The organism is Sphingomonas sp. CV7422, assembly GCF_027945725.1.
GTDB lineage: Bacteria > Pseudomonadota > Alphaproteobacteria > Sphingomonadales > Sphingomonadaceae > Sphingomonas > Sphingomonas kyungheensis.
This window is the reverse complement of sequence record NZ_CP115900.1, coordinates 3,005,096-3,024,498: the sequence shown is the minus strand read 5'-3', so window position 1 is coordinate 3,024,498 and position 19,403 is coordinate 3,005,096. Positions and strand designations below refer to the sequence as shown.

The 19,403-nt window shown below is 69.6% G+C and carries 15 protein-coding genes; 8 read left to right on the top strand and 7 right to left on the bottom strand.

Going from position 1 to position 19,403, the window contains the following annotated elements; all coding sequences use genetic code 11:
- Positions 1-27 precede the first annotated feature (27 nt).
- Positions 28-846, top strand: a complete 819-nt coding sequence (locus tag PBN85_RS14310; protein ID WP_271299422.1) for a shikimate 5-dehydrogenase — start codon at positions 28-30, stop codon at positions 844-846.
- A 27-nt stretch (positions 847-873) separates the two neighbouring features.
- On the opposite strand, the gene PBN85_RS14305 is transcribed toward PBN85_RS14310, so the two are convergent.
- Positions 874-1,269, bottom strand: a complete 396-nt coding sequence (locus PBN85_RS14305) for a PaaI family thioesterase (protein WP_037534994.1) — start codon at positions 1,267-1,269, stop codon at positions 874-876.
- Positions 1,266-1,691: a PaaI family thioesterase gene (locus tag PBN85_RS14300; RefSeq protein WP_037534993.1), complete on the bottom strand. Its 426-nt coding sequence runs from the start codon at positions 1,689-1,691 to the stop codon at positions 1,266-1,268. Before PBN85_RS14300 ends, PBN85_RS14305 begins: the two co-directional genes overlap by 4 nt.
- 89 nt (positions 1,692-1,780) lie before the next feature.
- On the opposite strand from PBN85_RS14300, the gene PBN85_RS14295 reads away from it, so the two are divergent.
- Positions 1,781-2,560 carry a crotonase/enoyl-CoA hydratase family protein gene (locus PBN85_RS14295; protein ID WP_271299421.1) on the top strand — a complete coding sequence of 260 codons (780 nt, stop codon included), beginning with the start codon at positions 1,781-1,783 and terminating at the stop codon, positions 2,558-2,560.
- A 106-nt stretch (positions 2,561-2,666) separates the two neighbouring features.
- Here PBN85_RS14295 and PBN85_RS14290 read toward each other — a convergent pair whose 3' ends face one another.
- The gene (locus PBN85_RS14290; protein WP_037534991.1) at positions 2,667-2,933 is read right to left on the bottom strand and encodes a hypothetical protein; all 267 of its coding nucleotides are present in this window, start codon (positions 2,931-2,933) and stop codon (positions 2,667-2,669) included.
- 139 nt (positions 2,934-3,072) lie between these two features.
- Positions 3,073-4,449 (bottom strand): DEAD/DEAH box helicase, encoded by a 1,377-nt coding sequence (locus tag PBN85_RS14285; protein ID WP_271299420.1) that lies wholly within the window; start codon positions 4,447-4,449, stop codon positions 3,073-3,075.
- A 373-nt stretch (positions 4,450-4,822) separates the two neighbouring features.
- On the opposite strand from PBN85_RS14285, the gene PBN85_RS14280 reads away from it, so the two are divergent.
- The 3 genes from PBN85_RS14280 (at position 4,823) to PBN85_RS14270 (ending at position 13,105) form a co-directional block, all read left to right on the top strand.
- Positions 4,823-8,239: an autotransporter domain-containing protein gene (locus PBN85_RS14280; protein ID WP_271299419.1), complete on the top strand. Its 3,417-nt coding sequence runs from the start codon at positions 4,823-4,825 to the stop codon at positions 8,237-8,239.
- A 316-nt stretch (positions 8,240-8,555) separates the two neighbouring features.
- On the top strand, positions 8,556-11,333 hold the full coding sequence (locus PBN85_RS14275) for a TonB-dependent receptor (RefSeq protein ID WP_271299418.1): 2,778 nt from the start codon (positions 8,556-8,558) through the stop codon (positions 11,331-11,333).
- A gap of 152 nt (positions 11,334-11,485) precedes the next feature.
- Positions 11,486-13,105: a M28 family peptidase gene (locus PBN85_RS14270; protein ID WP_271299417.1), complete on the top strand. Its 1,620-nt coding sequence runs from the start codon at positions 11,486-11,488 to the stop codon at positions 13,103-13,105.
- A gap of 27 nt (positions 13,106-13,132) precedes the next feature.
- On the opposite strand, the gene PBN85_RS14265 is transcribed toward PBN85_RS14270, so the two are convergent.
- Entirely contained in the window at positions 13,133-13,966 is an 834-nt protein-coding gene (locus tag PBN85_RS14265; RefSeq protein ID WP_037532072.1) for a helix-turn-helix transcriptional regulator, read from the bottom strand.
- Positions 13,967-14,059: 93 nt separating this feature from the next.
- On the opposite strand from PBN85_RS14265, the gene PBN85_RS14260 reads away from it, so the two are divergent.
- A complete protein-coding gene (locus tag PBN85_RS14260; RefSeq protein WP_271299416.1) occupies positions 14,060-14,950 on the top strand; it encodes an SDR family oxidoreductase in 891 nt (296 codons plus the stop codon).
- Between the two features lie 18 nt (positions 14,951-14,968).
- Here PBN85_RS14260 and PBN85_RS14255 read toward each other — a convergent pair whose 3' ends face one another.
- Together PBN85_RS14255 and PBN85_RS14250 are read right to left on the bottom strand one after the other, a co-directional pair.
- The gene (locus tag PBN85_RS14255) at positions 14,969-16,657 is read right to left on the bottom strand and encodes a flotillin family protein (RefSeq protein WP_271299415.1); all 1,689 of its coding nucleotides are present in this window, start codon (positions 16,655-16,657) and stop codon (positions 14,969-14,971) included.
- 35 nt (positions 16,658-16,692) lie between these two features.
- The gene (locus PBN85_RS14250) at positions 16,693-17,310 is read right to left on the bottom strand and encodes an OB-fold-containig protein (protein WP_271299414.1); all 618 of its coding nucleotides are present in this window, start codon (positions 17,308-17,310) and stop codon (positions 16,693-16,695) included.
- 314 nt (positions 17,311-17,624) lie between these two features.
- On the opposite strand from PBN85_RS14250, the gene PBN85_RS14245 reads away from it, so the two are divergent.
- Positions 17,625-17,990 carry a hypothetical protein gene (locus tag PBN85_RS14245; protein ID WP_271299413.1) on the top strand — a complete coding sequence of 122 codons (366 nt, stop codon included), beginning with the start codon at positions 17,625-17,627 and terminating at the stop codon, positions 17,988-17,990.
- A gap of 89 nt (positions 17,991-18,079) precedes the next feature.
- The gene (locus tag PBN85_RS14240) at positions 18,080-19,360 is read left to right on the top strand and encodes a mechanosensitive ion channel (RefSeq protein WP_271299412.1); all 1,281 of its coding nucleotides are present in this window, start codon (positions 18,080-18,082) and stop codon (positions 19,358-19,360) included.
- Positions 19,361-19,403 lie beyond the last annotated feature (43 nt).

Genomic DNA, 19,403 nt, shown 5'->3' with positions numbered 1-19,403 from the left:
GGACGGGGAGGCGTAGCAGGAGATTGCATGACGAAACCCCTCATCGGCCGCGACACCGGGTTGTGCATGTCGCTGTCGGCGCGGCCGAGCAATTTCGGGACGCGCTTCCACAACCGGCTCTACGAGCTGTGCGGCCTCGATTATGTCTACAAGGCGTTCACCACCACCGATCTGCCCGCGGCGATCGGCGGCATCCGCGCGCTTGGCATCCGCGGCTGCGCGATCTCGATGCCGTTCAAGGAAGCGGTGATCCCGCTGCTCGATCGCCTGGAGGGATCGGCGGCGGCGATCGACAGCGTCAACACGATCGTCAACGACGATGGCCGGCTGACGGGCTACAACACCGATTATTCGGCGGTGCGCACGCTGGTCGAGCAGGCCGGCATCGATCCGGCGGCGCGTGTGATGCTGCGCGGTTCGGGCGGGATGGGCAAGGCGGTGGCGACGGCGCTGCGCGATGCCGGGCTGACCGATGGCGTCATCGTCGCGCGCAATGCCGAGCGCGGGCAGGCGCTCGCCGCCTCGGTCGGCTGGCGCTGGGCTGCGGAGGTGGCGGCGGAGCGCGCCGACCTCCTCGCCAATGTCACGCCGCTCGGCATGGAGGGGGCGGATGCGGATGCGCTCGCCTTTCCGGCGGAGACGATCGCCGCGGCCGGGATCGTCCTCGATGCGGTGGCGCTGCCGCCCGACACGCCGCTGCTCCGCGCCGCGCGCGCGGCGGGCAAGACGGTGATCACCGGCGCGGCGATCGGGACGTTGCAGGCGCTCGAACAATTCGTGCTCTACACCGGGGTGACGCCGACTCCCGAACAGGTCGCCGATGCGGAGCGGGTGGCGCGGGGGTAAGACCTGAGAGATGCCGGTCGGTCCGAGCTACTCCCGCACGATCAGATAGTTCATCCGCGCGCTGGCAATCGGGCGGGCGCGGTCGTCCTGCCAGGCCAGCGCCTCGACATTGGCGATCCGCGTACCGAGCCGGGTGACGATCCCCTCGGCATGGGTCGGCTTGTCGCGGCCGCCGCGCATGAAGTCGACGGTGACGTTGACCGGCTTGATCCGCCCGCCGCCCTCACCGGCGAGCGCATGTTGCAGCGAGACGATCGCCGCGACCTCGAGCAGCCCGGCGATCGCGCCGCCGTGCAGGAAGCCGGGCCGGCCGAGCACCGCGTCGCGGAACGGCAGCAGCAGCGTCGGCGCGGCGCCGTCGCGCGGGGTGAGGGTGATGCCGAGCAGCTCGGCATACGGCGGCAGCGCGTCGAGCGGGCTCATGCCGCGCGGTCCATCAGCATGAAGGTGCCCGCGACCTGTGCGAGCGGATCGTCGGGCGTCTCGTCATAGGCGATGCCGCGGACGAAGGCGATCGAGCGGGTCAGCCGCAGGCATTCGCCGCGGCCGATCACCGTCCGCCCCGGCACCGCCGGCCGGAGATAGTCGACCCGCAGGTCGAGCGTCGCCTGCGGCGCGAACCGGTCGCGCTTGACCCACACGGCGATGCTCGTCGCCATGTCCATCAGCGCGATGATCGGGCCCGACGCCAGCACGCCGCTCGCCGGATCGCCGATCAGCGCGTCGCGATAGGGCAGGGCGAGCTCGACCCAGCCGGGCCCTTTCGCATGATAGACGATGCCGAGCGCACCGGCATGGCCGCCGAAGCGGTGCGCCATGAATGCGTCGATGTTGAAGCCGCTCATCGCATTGTCTCTACACGCCATCCGCAGTAGCGCAACGCACCGGGGTAGCGTCCGAGGCCGGATCGGGGCCCCTGCTGTGGGAGAGAGTCTTGCACGATCGCGTCACCCTCGCCGTCGCCGATGGCATCGCCGACGTCCGCCTCGCCCGGCCTGACAAGATGAACGCGATCGACCCGGCGATGTTCAAGGGCATCGGCGCGACGATCGATGCGCTCGCCGACCGCCGCGACGTGCGCTGCGTCGTGCTGTCGGGCGAGGGGCGCGGCTTTTGCGCCGGGCTCGACATGGCGAGCATGGCGCAGGGCGGATCGGGCGTCGCGACGACGCGCAACGCCGCCGGCGCGATCCTGCCGCAGCATGTCAGCTGGGGCTGGCGGCAATTGCCGATGCCGGTGATCGCTGCGGTGCACGGCGTCGCCTTCGGCGGCGGCTTCCAGATCATGGCCGGCGCGGACATCCGCATCGCCGCGCCCGACACGCGCTTCGCGATCCGCGAGCTGCATTGGGGGCTGGTGCCCGACATGGCGGGCTTTGCGCTGTGGCGCGGATCGGTGCGCGACGACGTGCTGCGCGAATTCGTCTATACCGCGCGGGAATTCGCCGCCGATGAAGCGCTGGCGCAGGGCTTCGTGACGCGGCTCGACGCCGATCCGCTGGCGGCGGCACTGGCGCTCGCCCGCACGATCGCCGGGCGCAGCCCGCCGGCGATCCGCGGTGCCAAGCGCCTGCTCAACATGGCGCATGATGCCGATCCGCGGACGATGCTCGCCGCGGAGACCGAGGAGCAGCTCAAGGTGATCGGCCGCCCGGCGATGATGGAGGCGGTCGCCGCCAATCTCGCCAAGCGCCCGCCGGTGTTCGACGATTGACCACGGAGGCAGCGCCCGGTCTCTCCTCCCTCTCCCGGTGGGAGAGGGAGGAGACGGCGAAGCCGGCGATAGGGTGAGGGCAGGGCGGAACGCCGCCTGCGATCCGTTAGAGAACCACCGTCTCCGGCTTCGCCTCGTCGATCGCCGCCAGCACCATCCGCTCCCACACCGCCGGGTCGCCGGCCGCGGCCATCCTGCGGTCGGGTTCGCGCAGCGTGCGCAGCACCGCGCGCGCGTCATCGAGATAGTCGCGCCACGCCCCGTCGACCTGATCGCCGGCGCTCTCGGCATCGCCGCCGGCATTGGCGCTGATCCGCTGCCCGGCGAGCACGCGGGCGATCCGTTCGGGCAGCGGGGTGGTGGAAACGTCCATGGCAGTCTCTCCTCTGGGGGAGTCAATGCGCCACGCGGCGGCGGGTTGCCCCGAACGCAAACGGCCCCGCAGGATCGCGCCTGCGGGGCCGTTCGAATATCCATGCGACGCGACGCAGGTGCGCCGCAGCCGATGCGGCTTAGCGCGCCGCGCCGGCGCCCTGGCCGCGACCACCGCCGCCGCCCGAGCGGCCACCACGACCACCGCCGCCGCCGCCGCCACGCTGGCCGCCACGGCTCGCATTGGCGTAGTTGCGCGTCGCGGTCGGCGCGTGCGTCGCCCGCGGGCGCGCCGGCTGCCGCTGGCCGCGCGGCAGGTCGGCGCGCGGCGCGGGATCGGCGCCGATCGCCTTGACGCGGGTCGCCTTGATCTCGTTCGACAGCGCGGTGAAATTGTCCGGCAGCGGCCGCACCGTCACCTTCTGGCGGGTCAGCTTCTCGATGTCCTTCAGATAGGCGCGCTCGTCATCCGCGCAGAAGGCGATGGCGATGCCGCTGTTGCCGGCCCGCGCGGTCCGCCCGATGCGGTGGACATATTGCTCGGCGACATTCGGCAGCTCGAAGTTGATGACGTGGCTGACCCCCGACACGTCGATGCCGCGCGCGGCGATGTCGGTGGCGACCAGCACCTTGGTCTTGCCGTCCTTGAACTCGCCGAGCGCGCGCTCGCGCTGACCCTGGCTCTTGTTGCCGTGGATCGCATTGGCGGCGATGCCGTTGCCGGCGAGCAGCTTCACGACGCGGTCGGCGCCATGCTTGGTGCGGGTGAACACCAGCGCGCGGTTGATCGTCGGATCCTGCAGCGTCAGCGTCAGCAGCGCCTGCTTCTCCGTCTGGTTGACGAAGGTGACATATTGGTCGACGCGCTCGGCAGTGGTCGAGGCGGGGACGACCGACACCGTCTTCGGCTCGTGCAGGAACTGGTTGGCGAGTTCGCGGATCGCCACCGGCATCGTCGCCGAGAAGAACAGCGTCTGGCGCTTGCGCGGGATCATCCGCACGATCTTCTTGAGCGCGTGGATGAAGCCGAGGTCCATCATCTGGTCGGCTTCGTCGAGCACGAGGATCTCGATCATCGACAGGTTGCACATGCCCTGTTCGACGAGGTCGATCAGGCGGCCGGGCGTGGCGACGAGGATGTCGACGCCGCGGCTGAGATCCTGCCGGTTCTTGTTGATGCTGGTGCCGCCGAACACGGTCGCGACCGACAGCTTGCTGAACTGGCCGTAGCCGCGCGCATTGTCGGCGATCTGGCTGGCGAGTTCGCGCGTCGGCGCGAGGACGAGCATGCGGACGTGGGTCGGCAGCACGCGCTTCTGCGCGGCGGCGAGTCGCTGGATCGACGGCAGCACGAAGGCCGCGGTCTTGCCGGTGCCGGTCTGGGCGATGCCGAGCAGGTCGCCGCCTTCGAGCAGGATCGGGATCGACTGCGCCTGGATCGGCGTCGGGTTGGTATAGCCTTTGGCTTCGAGCGCGCGGACAAGCGGCTCGGCGAGGCCGAGATTGGCGAAGGTCATGAAACAACTTCCAAAACGGGCCCAACCCGCGCGCCGGTGTCCGGACCGGACACGGCTCGCAGGGGGCGGGGAAAACTGACACCCCGCGTGAATAGGGAAGCCCTGAGCATATCGACCGAGGCGGAGCCGGGGGTGGCCAGGCCAACCCGTTCACGCTGCATGACGCCTCGATGCAGCGGATGTGCGCTGCATTGCGGCAAAAGTCAAGGTGCCGGGGGCTGGTGTTGCGGGTCCGACACGATCTGACCGATATGGATCATTAAGAAAGATGCAACCATGGCGACGACTTGACAGGTTTGTGACCAGATCTGACACATTGCGTAGGTCAGCCGGAGCGGGAGAGCCGTCCGGTACGATCAGGGGGAAATACTGTATGAGCCACACGCCGCTGCGTCGCCTGTCGCGATACGTCCTGCTCGCCTCGACGGCGATGATCCTCACGCCGGTAGCGGCGCAGGCACAGGCGAGGACGTCCGATCTGCTCGACGGGCTGAAGACGGCTGCCCCGATCGCCGCGCCCGCGGCGCGCGAGGTTCTGCTGCAGCCGCCGCATGCTCAACCCCAGATCGTCATCTCCGATCCCGGCACGCCCAAGTCGGATCTCGACCAGGGCGTCAACGGCGTCGGGCAGATGATCATCGACCAGACGCCGACGGATCAGAACTACAAATATATCTACATGTGCACAGGCACGCTGCTCAATCCGCGCACGGTTCTGTTCGCGGCGCATTGCGTCAACGAAGCACCCGACGGCACCGCGATGAACCCGTGGAATTACGGCACGGCGGCCGGGCAGTTGCCGATCGGGTTCGGGTTCGAAGCCAATACCCGGCCCGGTGTGCAGAACTGGCTTTACGGCGGTCATGCGACCAACGCCGACAATCACTTCTACAACGTCAGTCAGGTCGTCTATAACTCGCAGTCGCTCGCCTTTGGCATGAACAAGAACTTCATGCAGGCCGACATCGCGCTGGCGACCACCGATACGCCGGTTCCCGACGTGCCGACCTGGACATTGCTGTTCTCGCCGCTCCCGGCACCCGCAGCGATCGACGATACCACCGGCACCGGATATCACGTCACCGTCACCGGCTATGGCAAGAACGGTACGGGTACCACCGGCAGTACCGGCGCCATCGACTTCCGTCGTCGCGTCGCCGAAAATTATATCGGTGTGCTCGGCTCGATCGACGATTTCTATTACGGCCTGTTCGGCGGCAATGCCGGTTTCCCGGCCAACCTGTATCAGCTCGACTTCGACGACCCGACCCGCAAGGCGCCGGGCGATTATAATCTCTTCAAGGACAAGGCGCTGCCGCACGAAGGCCTGACCGCCTCCGGCGATTCGGGCGGGCCGCTGATCCTCGATCAGACGTTCAAGCGCGGCGGCACCAACCTATCGACGGTGATCGGCGTGCTGTCGGGAAGCTACACCTTCTCTGGCCAGAAATCGGCGGGCTACGGCACGACGTCCTTCTACCAGCCGCTATATCTCTATTGGGACTATATCGTCGCCAACAACCCCTATCGCTATGTCGGCGCAGTGGCTGGGGACGGCAAATGGAGTGACGCCAGCCACTGGGTCACCCGGCTCGATCCGGCCTATCAGATCATCGCCGACGGCCAGCTCGTCAATGGCGTGCCGACGACGCCGGGGCTCGGCACCGCCAACGATACGCAGAACAAGTTCGGGCAGGTGTGTGACCAGGAACCGCGCATCGGCTACGACCAATGCTACGATCTCCACACCGGCGTCACCTATGTCGACGGCAAGCCGGTCGCCGCCACGCAGCAGGGCGAGGCCGATGGCGGCCGCGCGGCGGGGACGTGGATCGGCGCTCCATCCAGTGCCGCGGACGCCAGGACCGCAGCGCTGCCGACGCCGACGCTCGCCAACGGCCTGCCCGGCGCGACCGGCTTCGTGCCCGACAATATCGATCCCGATGCCGCGACGCAGCGCAGCGGACGCTATTTCGACGTGACGCTGGCTGCGACCGGTACGACGACGCTCGATACCGCGGCGACGGTCGACCAGTTCACGATCAGCGGCGATGCCGCCAAGCTGGCGATCACCCGTGCGGGGTCGCTGACCAGCCTGATCGCCGTCAACCAGTATAGCGGCACGGTCAGCGTCGACGGCCAGCTGTCGACGCCGGGCGATTACTTCCTTCTGCAAGGCCTGCTCACCGGCAGCGGGCGGATCAACACGCCCTATCTCACCAGCGTCGCCGGCCTGATCGCGCCGGGAACGCTGGGGACGATCGGCACGCTGACGATCGGCGGCAATCTCATCCTCGCCTCGGGCAGCCGCGTGCTGATCGACGTCGGGCCGAACGGCACGTCCGACCGGATCGCCGTGGTCGGCACCGGCGCCGACGACGGCTTTGCCGCGCTCGGCGGCCGCGTCGGGCTGGCGCCGGTCGCCGGCCATATCCTGCGCTACAATGATCGCTACACGATCGTCACCGCGACCGGCGGCGTCATCGGCCAATTCGACGGGGTCGTGCCGATCTCCGCGATCCTCAAGCCGGAGCTGCTCTATTCCGATACGGCGGTGCAGGCGCATGTCGTCGCCGGCAGCTATGCGAGCGTCGTCGCCAACACGCCGATCCAGACCGCCTTCGCCGGATTGCTCGATCGCGACCGCGGCCAATATGCCAGGCTCGCCGGCCTCTACGGCGTGCTCGATCTCCAGAATGCGGCGACGATCCGCACGACGCTGGAGGGGCTGGCGCCGCGCACCACGCAGCTCGTCCAGGGCATGGGCATCGTCGCGACCGACAATGTCGCGCGCTATTACCGCCAGCATCTCGGCGCGATCGACGCGCGCCAGCCGCTGTCGGGGACGCTGACGATGACGGGCCAGCCGCTGCAATTCGCCGCGCTGATGGCGCGCGATCTGCCGATGGCGCAGGCCACCGCGAGTGACGCCACCACCACGGTGCGCGAAAACGTGCTGCCGGAGAACGTCAACGTCTTCATCGCCGGCGGCTATGTCGACGGCAGCAGCCGCAGCCTGCGCGACGCCAGCCCGGCGGGCGGGCGCGACTCGTTCGACGGCTTCTACGTGGTCAGCGGCATCGAGACGAAGGTCAGCGACACCAGCGTGCTCGGCTTCGGCTTCGGCTTCACCAAGCTCGACGGCACCACCGGAGGCGTCGCGCAGCATGCGGTCGGCGAGCTGTTCCAGGGTACGCTGTTCGGCAAGGCGCAGGGCAGCCGCGGTCAGCTGCTCGACGCGCAGGTCAGCGCCGGCGTGTTCCGGGCGAGCACGCGACGCAGCGTCGCGCTGGCAGGAATCGGCGAAACGCTGCGCAGCCGCGACGACGCCTTCGCCCTGTCCGCCGAAGTCGGCGTCGGCCAGCAATTCGATCTCGCCGGCCTGCAGGTCGGCCCGCGCCTCGCCGCCCGCGTCAGCCATATCGGCTTCACGCCGACGGTCGAAACGGGCGGGGACGGCGCGCTGCGCTTCGATCGCTATACGCTCGACAGCGCGCAGGCGCGCGCCGGTGTGCAGATCGCCGGCGGGGAGGCGATCAAGCCCTTCGCCTCGGCCTATTACGTCCATGACTTCGAGGATCGGCCGGGTGTGTTCACCGCCAATTTCATCGGCGGCACGCCGTCGGCGGCCTTCCGGCTGGCGAGCCAGGATCATGACTGGGTCGAACTGACCGCGGGCCTGTCCTACACCACCGACCGTGTCACGCTATCACTCAGCGCCGACACCACCGCGCTGCGCCGCGACGTGCGCAACCAAGCCTATCATGGTGCGGTGACCTTCAAATTCTGATCCGGCCGGGTCGCGCCCGCCGCAGCGAAATCTAAGCTGCGGCGGGATCGACTATAGCTTTGGAAGAATGGCCCATCGCCCATAGCGGGCCGCGGTGCCACGACAGACATTGAGGCGGTTGGAACCTCGCGCCGTCCGGTGCCGATATCCAAGGAACGCGCGTCGTGCGGGATGACGGTCTTGCGGTACGCTTTGCGAGGGGGGCTGCTCGCCATCCGCCCACCAAAGCCTCATCCCACCCGACCACCGCGTCAGGTTGCAGCCGGCGCAATCGTGATGAAATCGGTCTGACACAATCCGACCCGAAGGCGCGGCGATGAGCAGCCCTTCTTATCCTGCGTCCTGCCTGCTCGCGCTGCTGGTCGGTGGCGCGCTGGCGCCTGCGGCGGCGGCGCAGAGCGGCGGCGCGCCAGCCGCGCAGCCGGCGACCCGCACCGCCGCGCCCGCCACCGCGCGCGACGAGGATATCGTCGTCACCGGCCGCGCGGTGCCCGGTGCGGTGATCGGCGACATTCCCGCCGAGGACCGCCTCTCGCCCGCCGATATTGCCGGCTATGGCGTCGGCACCGTCACCGAATTGCTCGACCAGATCAGCGGCCAGACGCAGAGCGATCAGGGTCGCGACAGCAGCAGCGGCCCGGTCGTGCTGGTCAACGGCAAGAGGATCTCCGGCGTCAACGAGATCGGCGACCTGCCGACCGAGGCGATCCTGCGCGTCGACATCCTGCCCGAGGAGGTCGCGCTCAAATATGGCTATGACGCGCAGCAGAAGGTCGTCAATCTCATCCTGCGGCGGCGGATCCGCACCACCGTCGCCAATATCGGCGGCGGCGGCTCGCTGGCGGGGCAGGGCGAGAAGGCCAGGGCCGACGTCACCTATACCCGCATCCACGACAACGACCGGGTCAATGTCGCCGCGCGCGTCGAATCGACGGCGTCATTGCGCGAGAGCGAGCGCGGCCTGATCTCTGCGACCGGCGCGATCGATCCGACCGGACGGATCGCCGACGACACCGCCTATCGCACGCTCGTGCCGGCGACGCGGACCTGGTCGCTCAACGGTGCGGTCGCGCATCAGGTGAGCGACGCGGTGACCGCCTCGCTCAATGCCGGTGCAAGCTACGCCACCAGCGCCGCCCTGCAGGGGCTGGCGACCGCGACGCTCGACGTCACCGCCGACAATCCCTTCGCCACCAGTATGTCGGATGCTACGATCGACCGCTATCTCGACACGCAGGCGCTGCGCCAGGATATCGCGACCGCAAGCGGGCATCTCGGCGCGACGCTCAACGCCGATGTGTCGACGCGGTGGAAGCTGTCGGTGATCGCCAATTATGATCACGGCGACACGCGCACCGTGACCGACCGCGGCTATGATACGGCCGCGCTGCAACAGGCGATCGCGGCGAACGCCATCGCGGTGGATCCGTACGGCCCGCTCTCCGCCGCCTTGCTCGGGACGCTGCAGCGCGAGCGGGCGGTGGCGCGATCGGACGCCGGCAGCGCCAGCGCCGTGCTGATGGGGCGGCTGTTCGCGATGCCGGCGGGCGACATCCGTGTGTCGCTGCGGCTGGGCGGCGACGTCAGCGCTTTGCGCTCGTCGACCGCTTATGCCAGCGTCACCCGGACGAGCGCGGCGACGCGCACCACCGGGCGCGGGCAGATCAGCCTCGACGTGCCGCTGACCAGCCGGCGCAGCGGCTTCCTCAGCGGTCTCGGCAACCTCACCGCCAATCTGAACGCGGGTGCGACGCGGGTCGCCGATTACGGTACGCTCGCGACCTTCGGCTATGGGCTCAACTGGACGCCGCGCACCGGGATCAGCGTGATCGCCTCGGTCAACGAAGATCGCGTCGCGCCGACGTTGCAGCAGCTCAATGCGCCGGTCGTCGTCACCCAGGCGCGCGTCTACGATGCGGTGACGGGCGCGACGGTGACGGTGTTGCAGAGCACCGGCGGCAACGCCGCGCTCGCCGCCGACGATCGTCACGTCTTCAAGCTCGGCGTCGCGCTCAAGCCGTTCCCGCGGCGCAATCTGTCGCTTTCGGCCAATTACATCAACAGCCGCACGCGCAATCCGATCGGCACGCTGAGCGGCGCGACCGCCGCGACCGAAGCGGCCTTCGCCGAGCGCTTCACCCGCGACGACACCGGCATGCTGACCGCGGTCGACAGTCGCGCGGTCAATTTCGCGCGCGAGGATCGCGAGGAGATCCGCTGGGGGGTGAACCTTACGGGCATCCTGCGCGCGCCGCGGCGGCCGCATCCTCCCATGCGCGGGCCGGCGGGGGCCGGCAAGGCGGTGTCGGGGCAGGGGGAGGCACCGCCGCCTGCCGGCGCGGACGCGACCGCGGCGCGCGATGCCCCGCCCGCCGGCGATCCCGCGGCCGGCGATCCCGCGGCCGGGGAGGATATCGTCGTCGAAGGCCGGCGACGGGACGAGGGCGACGGCCCGCCGCCGGGGCCGCCGCCCGACGACGGTATGGGGCCGCCGCCGGGTGGTCCCCCGCCCGGTGGTCCCCCGCCTGGCGGTCCGCCCCCGGATGGACCGCCGCCGGGTGGCGGTCCCGGTGGGCCGGGCGGGCCGGGCGGGCCGGACGCGTTCGGCGGCAGCGACAATGGCGCGCGTGTCCAGATGTCGCTCTATCACAGCTGGTTCTTCCGCGACGCCATCCTGCTGAAGGACGGCGGCCCGACGATCGATCTGCTCGACGGCGGGACGATCGGCGCCGGCGGACAGGCGCGTCATACCGTTCAGCTCAACACCGGGCTGATCGACAATGGCGTCGGCCTGCGGCTGAGCGGCAATTGGAAGAGCGCCACCCGCGTCCGCGCCGATGCCGGCAGCGCAGCGGGTGACCTGCGCTTCCACGCGCTGGCGACGTTCGACCTGCGGCTGTTCGCCGAACTCGCCAATCGCTTCCCCGGTCGCGGCTGGGCGCGCGGCACGCGGGTATCGCTGACTCTCGGCAACGTCCTCAACACGCGCCAGCGCGTCACCGACGCGACCGGCGCGACGCCGCTGCTCTACCAGCCCGACGCGATCGATCCCTACGGCCGCACGATCAACCTGTCGGTACGCCGGCGGCTGTGACGGCGGCGGCCGGCATCGGAAGGCGTGCGCCGTCAGGCGATCTGCCATGACGATCAGCACGTCTGCGACCCAGCCGACACCACCCGGTAAGCGCGTCCGGCGACCGGCATATCCCGCTTGCGCCGTCCGTCGCGAGCCGTCACGCTGGTGCCATGAAACGCTGGCTCCCGCTTCTCCTGCTCACCGTCGCCGCCGCTCCGGGCGGGCCGCGCGTGCCGATTCTGTCGCCCGAACGGATCAAGGCCGATGTGCACACGCTCAGCGCCGACGATTTCCACGGCCGCGGGCCGACGCAGCCAGGCGAGGCGGTGACGCTCGATTTCCTCGACAAGCGCTTCGCTGCGCTCGGTCTCAAGCCGGCGGGTAATGCGGGCTACCGCCAGACGGTGCCGCTGCTGCGCTGGACGCGCGAGGCGGCGCGGCTCGATCTGGCGATCGGCGGCGCGACGCGGGCGCTGACGCCGGGCGTCGAGGTCGCGGTGTCGTCGCGGATCGTCGGGACGACGACGCTGGCGCAGGCACCGGTGGTGTTCGTCGGCTATGGCGTGGTCGAGCCGCGGCTCGGCTATGATCCGTATCGCGGGCTCGACGTGCGCGGCAAGGTGGTGGTGGCACTCGCCGGCGATCCGGATGTCGAGGCGGGGCGCGATCTCGGCTTCGGCGGGCGCGCGGCGAGCCCCGCCTCGCGCACCAAGCTCGCCGAGGCGCAGAAACGCGGCGCCGCGGCCTTCTTCCAGATCCATGACACCTTTCCGTCGAGCTACCCGTGGCTGCAACTGGCCAAGGGCGATGCGGTGCCGGGCTATGCGCTCGACACGGGCACGGTGCCGCCCGCATTCGGCATCCGCGGCACGCTGCGCAACGACATCGGCGTCGCGATGCTGCGGCAGGGCGGGCTCGACTATGCCGCCGCCAAGCGCGCGGCGCAGGCTGCCGACTTCAGCGGCGTCGCGCTTGCCGGGGTGACGCTGTCGGGCACGGTCCGGACCAGCCTCGACCGCGCGGTCAGCCACAATGTCGTCGCGATCCTGCCGGGCAGCGATCCGGCGGCGGGCAGCATCCTCTACGGCGCGCATTGGGACGCCTATGGCGAGAACGACTTCGATCCGCCCGCCGACCGCATCCGCAACGGCGCGATCGACAATGGCACCGGCACCGCGACCTTGCTCGAGATCGCCCGCACCTTCGCGGCGGCACCGCGCACGCGCCGCTCGATCGTCTTCGCCTTGTGGACGGCGGAGGAAAAGGGGCTGCTCGGCGCGAGCTGGTATGCCGATCATCCCGCTCTGCCGCTCGCCACCACCGCGGCGCAGTTCAACCTCGACCCGCATGTCGTGCTCGGGCGGACGCGCGACCTCGAACTGATCGGCGTCGGCCGCACGCCGCTCGAGGCGGACCTCGCCCGCGTCGCGGCGACGCAGGGGCTGCGGATCGTGCCCGAGGAGAATACGGAGGCGGGCTGGTATTATCGATCGGATCATTTCGCCTTCGCGCAGAAAGGCGTGCCGGGCGTCTACTTCCGCGCCGGCCGCGATCTGGTCGACGGCGGCATGGCGGCGGGCGAGCGCAAGCGCGCGCGCTACAATGCGCAATGCTATCATCAGACCTGCGACGAATATGATCCGCGCTGGGATATGACCGGCGCGGCGCAGGAGGGCAGCGTCGCTTATGCGCTCGGCCGCGAGATCGCGAACGGGCGAAACTGGCCGGGCTGGAACGCCACCGAACCCTTTGCGGCGGAGCGCGCCAAGACGGACGCGGCGCGGCGCTAGGCGCGGCGCCGGTCGTGGCCGCTGCGATCAGCCGTCCGGCGCGGCGGCGAGCAGCCGGTGCAACCGCTCGGCATCCGCGGCGGTGGCGGGATTGTAGACGATCATGCCGAGATCGGGCCGCCCTTCGACGGTGAAGGTGGCGAATTCCATCGCCAGCGGGCCGGCGACGGGATGGTGGAGGCGCTTCACCCCTTCGTTGTGCGCGACGACGTCATTGTCGCGCCACAGCCGGTCGAAATCGGGGCTGAGCGCGCTGAGTTCGGCGACCAATCCGGCTGCCGCGGCGCTGCCGCCGGCGCGGGTCATGTCGGCCCTGAAGGCGGCGACGACGAAGCGCGCGACGCTGTCCCAGTCAGCGTTGCGCGCGCGGGCCTGCGCGTTCCCGAACATCAGGCGGAGGATGTTGCGCCCGTCCGGCGGCAGAGTGGCATAATCGGTGAGCAGCAGCGTCGCCGCGCGGTTCCAGCCGACGACATCCCACATCGCCGTCTTGATGATCGCCGGGCTCAGCGTCATGCCGTCGAGCACGCGCTGCAACCGCGGCGAGATGCCGTCGACCGGCCGATAGCGCGCCTCGGGCGGCCGGCCGAGGCCGAGCATATAGAGATGTTCGCGCTCCGGCTCGGTGAGCATCAGCCCCTTGGCGATACGGTCGAGCACGTCGGCGGAGGGCGCGCCGCCGCGCCCCTGTTCGAGCCAGGTATACCAGGTCGCGCTGATATTGGCGCGGCTCGCCACCTCCTCGCGGCGCAGGCCGGGGGTGCGCCGCCGGCCGCCGCCGAAGCCGAACGCCGCCGGGTCGAGCCGGGTGCGGCGATCGCGCAGATAGGTGCCGAGCGGATTGTCCGCAGCGCTGGCCATGATCGATCCTGTTATTCGTTATACCCCGATACGGACACTACTTTAACAGGGTGGGCGGCGGTCCGATAGCGGCGGGACACTAGGAGAAGTCCCATGCGCATCTTCCTCACCGGTGCCACCGGTTTCATCGGCTCGCACGTCATTCCCGAACTGCTCGCCCGCGGGCATCAGGTGCTCGGTCTCGCCCGCTCGGCGGAGGGGGCGGACCGGCTCGAAGCGGCGGGGGCGGCGGTGCATCGCGGCGACCTCGACCAGCCCGAGACGCTGGCGGCCGGCGCGGCGGCGGCCGAGGCGGTGATCCATTGCGCCTTCGATCACGACTTCAGCAACTTCGTCGCCAATACCGGCAAGGACGAGCGCAACATCCTGGCGATGGGGGAGGCGCTCGCCGGGACGCGCAAGCCGCTGCTGATCACCTCGGGCGTCGGCATCGGCACGCCGCGCGACGGCGGCCCGGCGCGCGAGGACGTGCTCAATCCGCATCATGCCAATCCGCGCATCGCCACCGAACTCGCCGGCGCGGCGCTGCTCGCGCGACGGATCGACGTGCGGACGATCCGGCTGCCGCAGGTGCATGATACGCGCAAGGCGGGGCTGATCACGCCGCTGATCGCCGAGGCGCGCCGCGCCGGCGCAATCGCCTATCTGGGCGCGGGCGAGACGCGCTGGGCGGCGGCGCATGTCAGCGATGTCGCGCGGCTGTACGCCTTGGCGCTCGACCGCGGCGAGCCGGGCGCGCGCTACCACGCCTCGGTCGAGGAGGGCGTATCGGCGCGTGCGATCGCCGAGGCGATCGGCAAGGGGACCGGCCTGCCGGTGCGCTCGATCGACGCCGAGGCGGTCGCACAGCATTTCGGCTGGATGGCGCCGTTCGCCGCGCTCGACATGACCGCGTCGAGTGCCTGGACGCGCGAGCGGCTCGGCTGGCAGCCGGGCGGCCCCGATCTGCTCAGCGACCTCGCCGCGATGGACTATGCCGGCTGACCGGACCCGCGCGCCGGATCAGTCCTGACCCTGATCCGGCGCCGCCTTGCCCGCGGCGTCACTGCCGGCGAGCATGCCGTTGAGCGTGCCGCCGGTCATGCCGAGCTCGGCCATCAGTCCGTCGATCAGCGGCCCGCCGACGCGATAGCGCATCGCTGCGGCGACCGCGGCATCGGCGAGATTGTCCTGACCCATCGCCGCGGCTGCGTCCCCTGTGCCGCCGTCGCCGTGCAGCCCCCGCGCATCGAGGATGCTGATCCGGTCGATATTCTCGATCGGCTTGGCGGCGGCGGCGATGATCGCCGGCAGCGCGTCGAGCATCGCCTTGCGGACGAGCAGCGCGGTCTGCGCCTCGCTGAGGATATTGGTCGCCTCGTTGATCGCCGCCTGACCCGCGGCATCGACCCTGAACGCTGCCTCGCGACCTTCGGCGCGCGCCTTTTCGGCGTCCGCCTCGGCCTGTGCCTCGGTGCGCAGCGCGATCGCACGCGCTTCGGCGGCTTCCTTCTCGGCGGAGGCGGCGACGGTGATCTGCACCGCTTCCTCCTGCGCCCGCTGGGTGGCGGCGATCACCGCGACGTTCTTGTTGCGGTTGGCGATCTCGGTCGCCTTGGCGGTGGCGACGCTTTCCTCGGCGCGGACGGCGAGGGCGCGCGCCTCGTTGGCCGCCGCCGCCGCAGTCGATTCCTCCTCCGATTTCTGCGCGGTCTGCACCGCGGTGGTGATGCGGGCGATCTCGATCGTGCGGTCGCGTTCGATCGTCGCGGTCTGGATCGCACCGTCGCGGGCGATCGTCGCGGTCTTGACCACCTTGTCCGCCTCGGTCTGCGCGACGGTCTGCGCCTGCATCGCGGTGATCCGCGCGATCTCGGCGAGGCGCGTCTGCTCGGCGGTGGCGGTGGCGATCGCGGTCGCCTGTTCGGCGCGGCGGGCGGCGAGCGCCTGTTCCTGCGTCAGCCGCGCTTGTTCGGCGGCCTGCGCGATTTCGAGCGACTGGTTGTTCGCCTCCAGGTTGCGCTGCTCGATCGCGACGCGGTTGGTCGCGACGATGTCGTTGCGCGTCTTCTTGCGCTCCTCGATCGTGCGGGTCAGTACGGTCAGGCCTTCCGCGTCGAAGGCGTTGTTCTCGTTGAAATGCTCGAAGGCGGTCTGGTCGAAATGGGTGATCGACACCGATTCGAGATGGAAGCCGTTCATGTCGAGGTCGGTGAGCAGCGCCTCCTGCACCTTCTGGATGAAGTCGGCGCGGTTGGCGTGGAGATGCTCCATCGTCATCGTCGCGGCGACCGAACGCAGTGCCGAGACCAGCTTGCCGTCGAGCAGCGACTTGACCGCCTCCGGACTGTTGACCGCGTTGCCGAGCGTCTGCGCGGCGGCGGCGATCGATTCGGCGTCCGGCTTGACCTTGATGTGGAACAGCCCGACCACGTCGACGCGCAGCTTGTCGAGCGTGATCAGCGCGTCCTTGTTGAGCCGCGACACCTCCAGCTTCACCGTCGTCAGCCGCACCTGCATCAGCTCGTGCAGCACCGGGATCACCATGATGCCGCCGTTGAGCACGACCTTCTCGCCGCCGAAGCCGGTGCGGATCAGCGCGACGTCCTTGGTCGCGCGGCGGTAGAGGCGGGTCAGGATGATCCCGATCACGACCAAGGCGAGCAGGACGATCCCTGCGTAGATCAGTATGTTATACAATGATGCAGGCATGAGCATATCCCCCGGCGTTCCCCCCCGTCTGTCCATCATAGGGGTTGAAGAAAGGTGTTCTCGCTGGCGAGCGCGAAGAAACGGGCGCCGTCGCGCCGGACGATCAGCACCGTTGCGCCGGCGGGGATCGCATCGGCGTCGTCGTGCGGCTCGATCAGGATGACGTGCGCCTGGCCGTGGCGATCGACGATCTTGGCGCGCGCCGGCGCGCCGCGCCGTGCGACGCCCTCAAGCACGGTGGCGCGCTGGCGGAGCAGGTCGTCGCTCGAGATCACGCTCGTCTCGAACCCCGGCATGATCCGCGCGAGCCCGTTGGCGGCAAGCGTGTTGAGCATCAGGCCGACGACCAGCGCCACACCGCTCGCCGCCGGCCCGCCGAGCGGCGCGCCGCGCAGGCTCTCGGCAAGCTGCTGGATCGCCACGCCGGCGAGCGTGAAACAGCCGAGCAGCGAGGTCAGCCAGATCAGGATCGGCAATTCGCCGCCGAGGCCGAGCCAGTCGAGCACGCCACCGTGCCCGTCCGCGCCGACGTCGCCGTCGAGATCGAGATGGCCGAGCCCGAGCCCGATCGCCTCGATCAGCCCGATGCCGATCATCACGACGAAGGCGATCGCGAAGGGTAGATAGGCGGGGGTGAGGAAGATCGCGAACATTGCCGCAGCCTATCACCCGCCCGGCTCGATGTCCCGTGCGGCGCCCTCGCCGGAACCCGGCGGCGCGCGCCGGGACTCCCACCGGGCGAAGTAAGATAGTCAAAAATTCGGCAACGATGTAGGACAGTATAGTTGGCAATAAACAGTCTGAAACGACGTAGAAACTGACGTTTTCCGGCTAATCCATTGGTTTGGATATACCCCTATCTAGTGCATCAATACCTCGGATACTTCGCCGGCACGAACGGTTGGTCGATCGGATAAGATGTCCCGCGTGGCGCGGCGAAGCATCACCAGAACGACAGGGGTTTGCGATGACGACATATAGTCTGCCGGGCGGGCGCGTCGGCCTGCTCTGCGCCGGGATCACGACGCTGGCGATCGCCGGTTGCGTCAACCCGTCGGAGAAGATCGCGACGTCGCTCGAAGGCTATGGCTTCCAGCCGGCGCAGTCGCAATGTGTCGGCGACCGGCTGGAGGCGAATCTGTCGCTCGGCCAGCTCCAGCGGCTCGGTCGCGCCGCCCGCGCCTCGCGCGAGGGCGACACCACGCCGGGCCGGCTGACGGTGAGCGACTTCGTCCGCGTCGCCGGTCAGGTCAAGGACCCCAAGGTGCCGCTCGAAGTCGGCAAGGCCGCGGCGGCCTGCGGCATCCTCACCGACCCCGCCTCGCCATTGTGAGCGGCCATGCGCGGCGGCCGCGGTCGCCGTGCCTCGTTACGTAAAAGGGACCAAGGACCATGCAAGGTGTAGACTATGCGGGTGACACGATGGTGTCACAGACCCGCGACCTCGGCGCGCGCGCGCTCGACCTGATCGAAATCTGGGGGCCGCGCATCGTCGCGGCGCTGCTCGTGCTGGCGATCGGCTGGCTGATCGCGCGCGCGGCGAAATGGGGCGTGGCGAAGCTCGTCAACCGCACGCCGCTCGCCCATCACGCCAATGCGCCCGAGGTCGGCGAGCGGCATCCCTCGTCGATCGGCGCGCAGGTCGGCGATGCGGTCTATTGGGTGGTGCTGCTGATCGCGCTGTTCCTCGCAACGCAGCCGCTCGGCCTGACCGGCGCGACTGGACCGCTCGGCGACATGCTGCGCGGCTTCGGCGCCGCGGTGCCGCGGATCATCGGCGCCGGCCTCATCTTCTTCCTCGGCTATGTGCTCGCCAAGGTGACGAAGAAGGCGGTCGAGGCGGTGATCACCGCCAGCCATGTCGAGCGCTTCTCGACGCGGATCGGCGCCGCCGCGCCGGCCGATCCGACGATGCTGCCGCGCACCGTCGGTGCCATCGTCTTCGCGCTGATCATCATCCCGGTCGCCATCGCCGCGCTCGACACGCTCAACATCGCCGCCATCTCACAGCCCGCCACCGCGATGCTGCGCATCATCCTCGATGCGATCCCGCACGTCATCGCCGCCGGCATGATCCTCGCGGTCGCCTATGTCATCGCGAGGTTCGCGTCGCGCCTGCTGACGCAGTTCCTTGCCACCACCGCCTTCGACCGCAGCGTCGGCGCGCTGCGCCTGTTCAACACCGCACCGGGCGAGGCGCCCGCCATCGTGCCGTCCAAGGCGGCGGGGACCGGCGCGTTCGTCGCGATCCTTATCTTCGGGCTGATGGAAGCCTTCCGCCAGCTCAATTTCGCTTATGGATCGAAGATCATGGCGGAGGTGCTGGCGCTGTTCGGCCAGGTCGTCTTCGGTACGGTGATCATCGTCGCCGCGGTGATCATCGCCCGCTTCGTCGCACAGGCCATCGCGCGCAGCAGCGGCGACAGCGGCACGCGCATCGCCGCGCCGATCGTCCGGGTGGCGATCATCGTCCTCGGCACCGCGATCGGCCTGCGCTTCATGGGTCTTGCCGACGACATCATCAATCTCGCCTTCGGGCTGCTGCTCGGCGCGATTGCGGTCGCCTTCGCACTCGCCTTCGGCCTCGGCGGCCGCGAGGCGGCGGGGCAGGCGGTACGACGGATGCTCGACGGCAGCCGTCGCGACACCCGCACGGCCGAGCGTGCCGCGGACCTCGATGCGCCGCGCGAGCCGCTTGTCTGAGGCGATCAAGAGCACCATCCCGGTTCGCCGGGATGGTGCAATG

What these genes read in the sequence shown, in the direction of transcription:
- PBN85_RS14310 (WP_271299422.1), top strand. Translation starts at nt 28, where the DNA reads ATGACGAAACCCCTCATCGGCCGCGACACCGGGTTGTGCATGTCGCTG.
- PBN85_RS14305 (WP_037534994.1), bottom strand. Translation starts at nt 1,269, where the DNA reads ATGAGCCCGCTCGACGCGCTGCCGCCGTATGCCGAGCTGCTCGGCATC.
- PBN85_RS14300 (WP_037534993.1), bottom strand. Translation starts at nt 1,691, where the DNA reads ATGAGCGGCTTCAACATCGACGCATTCATGGCGCACCGCTTCGGCGGC.
- PBN85_RS14290 (WP_037534991.1), bottom strand. Translation starts at nt 2,933, where the DNA reads ATGGACGTTTCCACCACCCCGCTGCCCGAACGGATCGCCCGCGTGCTC.
- PBN85_RS14285 (WP_271299420.1), bottom strand. Translation starts at nt 4,449, where the DNA reads ATGACCTTCGCCAATCTCGGCCTCGCCGAGCCGCTTGTCCGCGCGCTC.
- PBN85_RS14280 (WP_271299419.1), top strand. Translation starts at nt 4,823, where the DNA reads ATGAGCCACACGCCGCTGCGTCGCCTGTCGCGATACGTCCTGCTCGCC.
- PBN85_RS14275 (WP_271299418.1), top strand. Translation starts at nt 8,556, where the DNA reads ATGAGCAGCCCTTCTTATCCTGCGTCCTGCCTGCTCGCGCTGCTGGTC.
- PBN85_RS14270 (WP_271299417.1), top strand. Translation starts at nt 11,486, where the DNA reads ATGAAACGCTGGCTCCCGCTTCTCCTGCTCACCGTCGCCGCCGCTCCG.
- PBN85_RS14265 (WP_037532072.1), bottom strand. Translation starts at nt 13,966, where the DNA reads ATGGCCAGCGCTGCGGACAATCCGCTCGGCACCTATCTGCGCGATCGC.
- PBN85_RS14260 (WP_271299416.1), top strand. Translation starts at nt 14,060, where the DNA reads ATGCGCATCTTCCTCACCGGTGCCACCGGTTTCATCGGCTCGCACGTC.
- PBN85_RS14255 (WP_271299415.1), bottom strand. Translation starts at nt 16,657, where the DNA reads ATGCCTGCATCATTGTATAACATACTGATCTACGCAGGGATCGTCCTG.
- PBN85_RS14250 (WP_271299414.1), bottom strand. Translation starts at nt 17,310, where the DNA reads ATGTTCGCGATCTTCCTCACCCCCGCCTATCTACCCTTCGCGATCGCC.
- PBN85_RS14245 (WP_271299413.1), top strand. Translation starts at nt 17,625, where the DNA reads ATGACGACATATAGTCTGCCGGGCGGGCGCGTCGGCCTGCTCTGCGCC.
- PBN85_RS14240 (WP_271299412.1), top strand. Translation starts at nt 18,080, where the DNA reads ATGGTGTCACAGACCCGCGACCTCGGCGCGCGCGCGCTCGACCTGATC.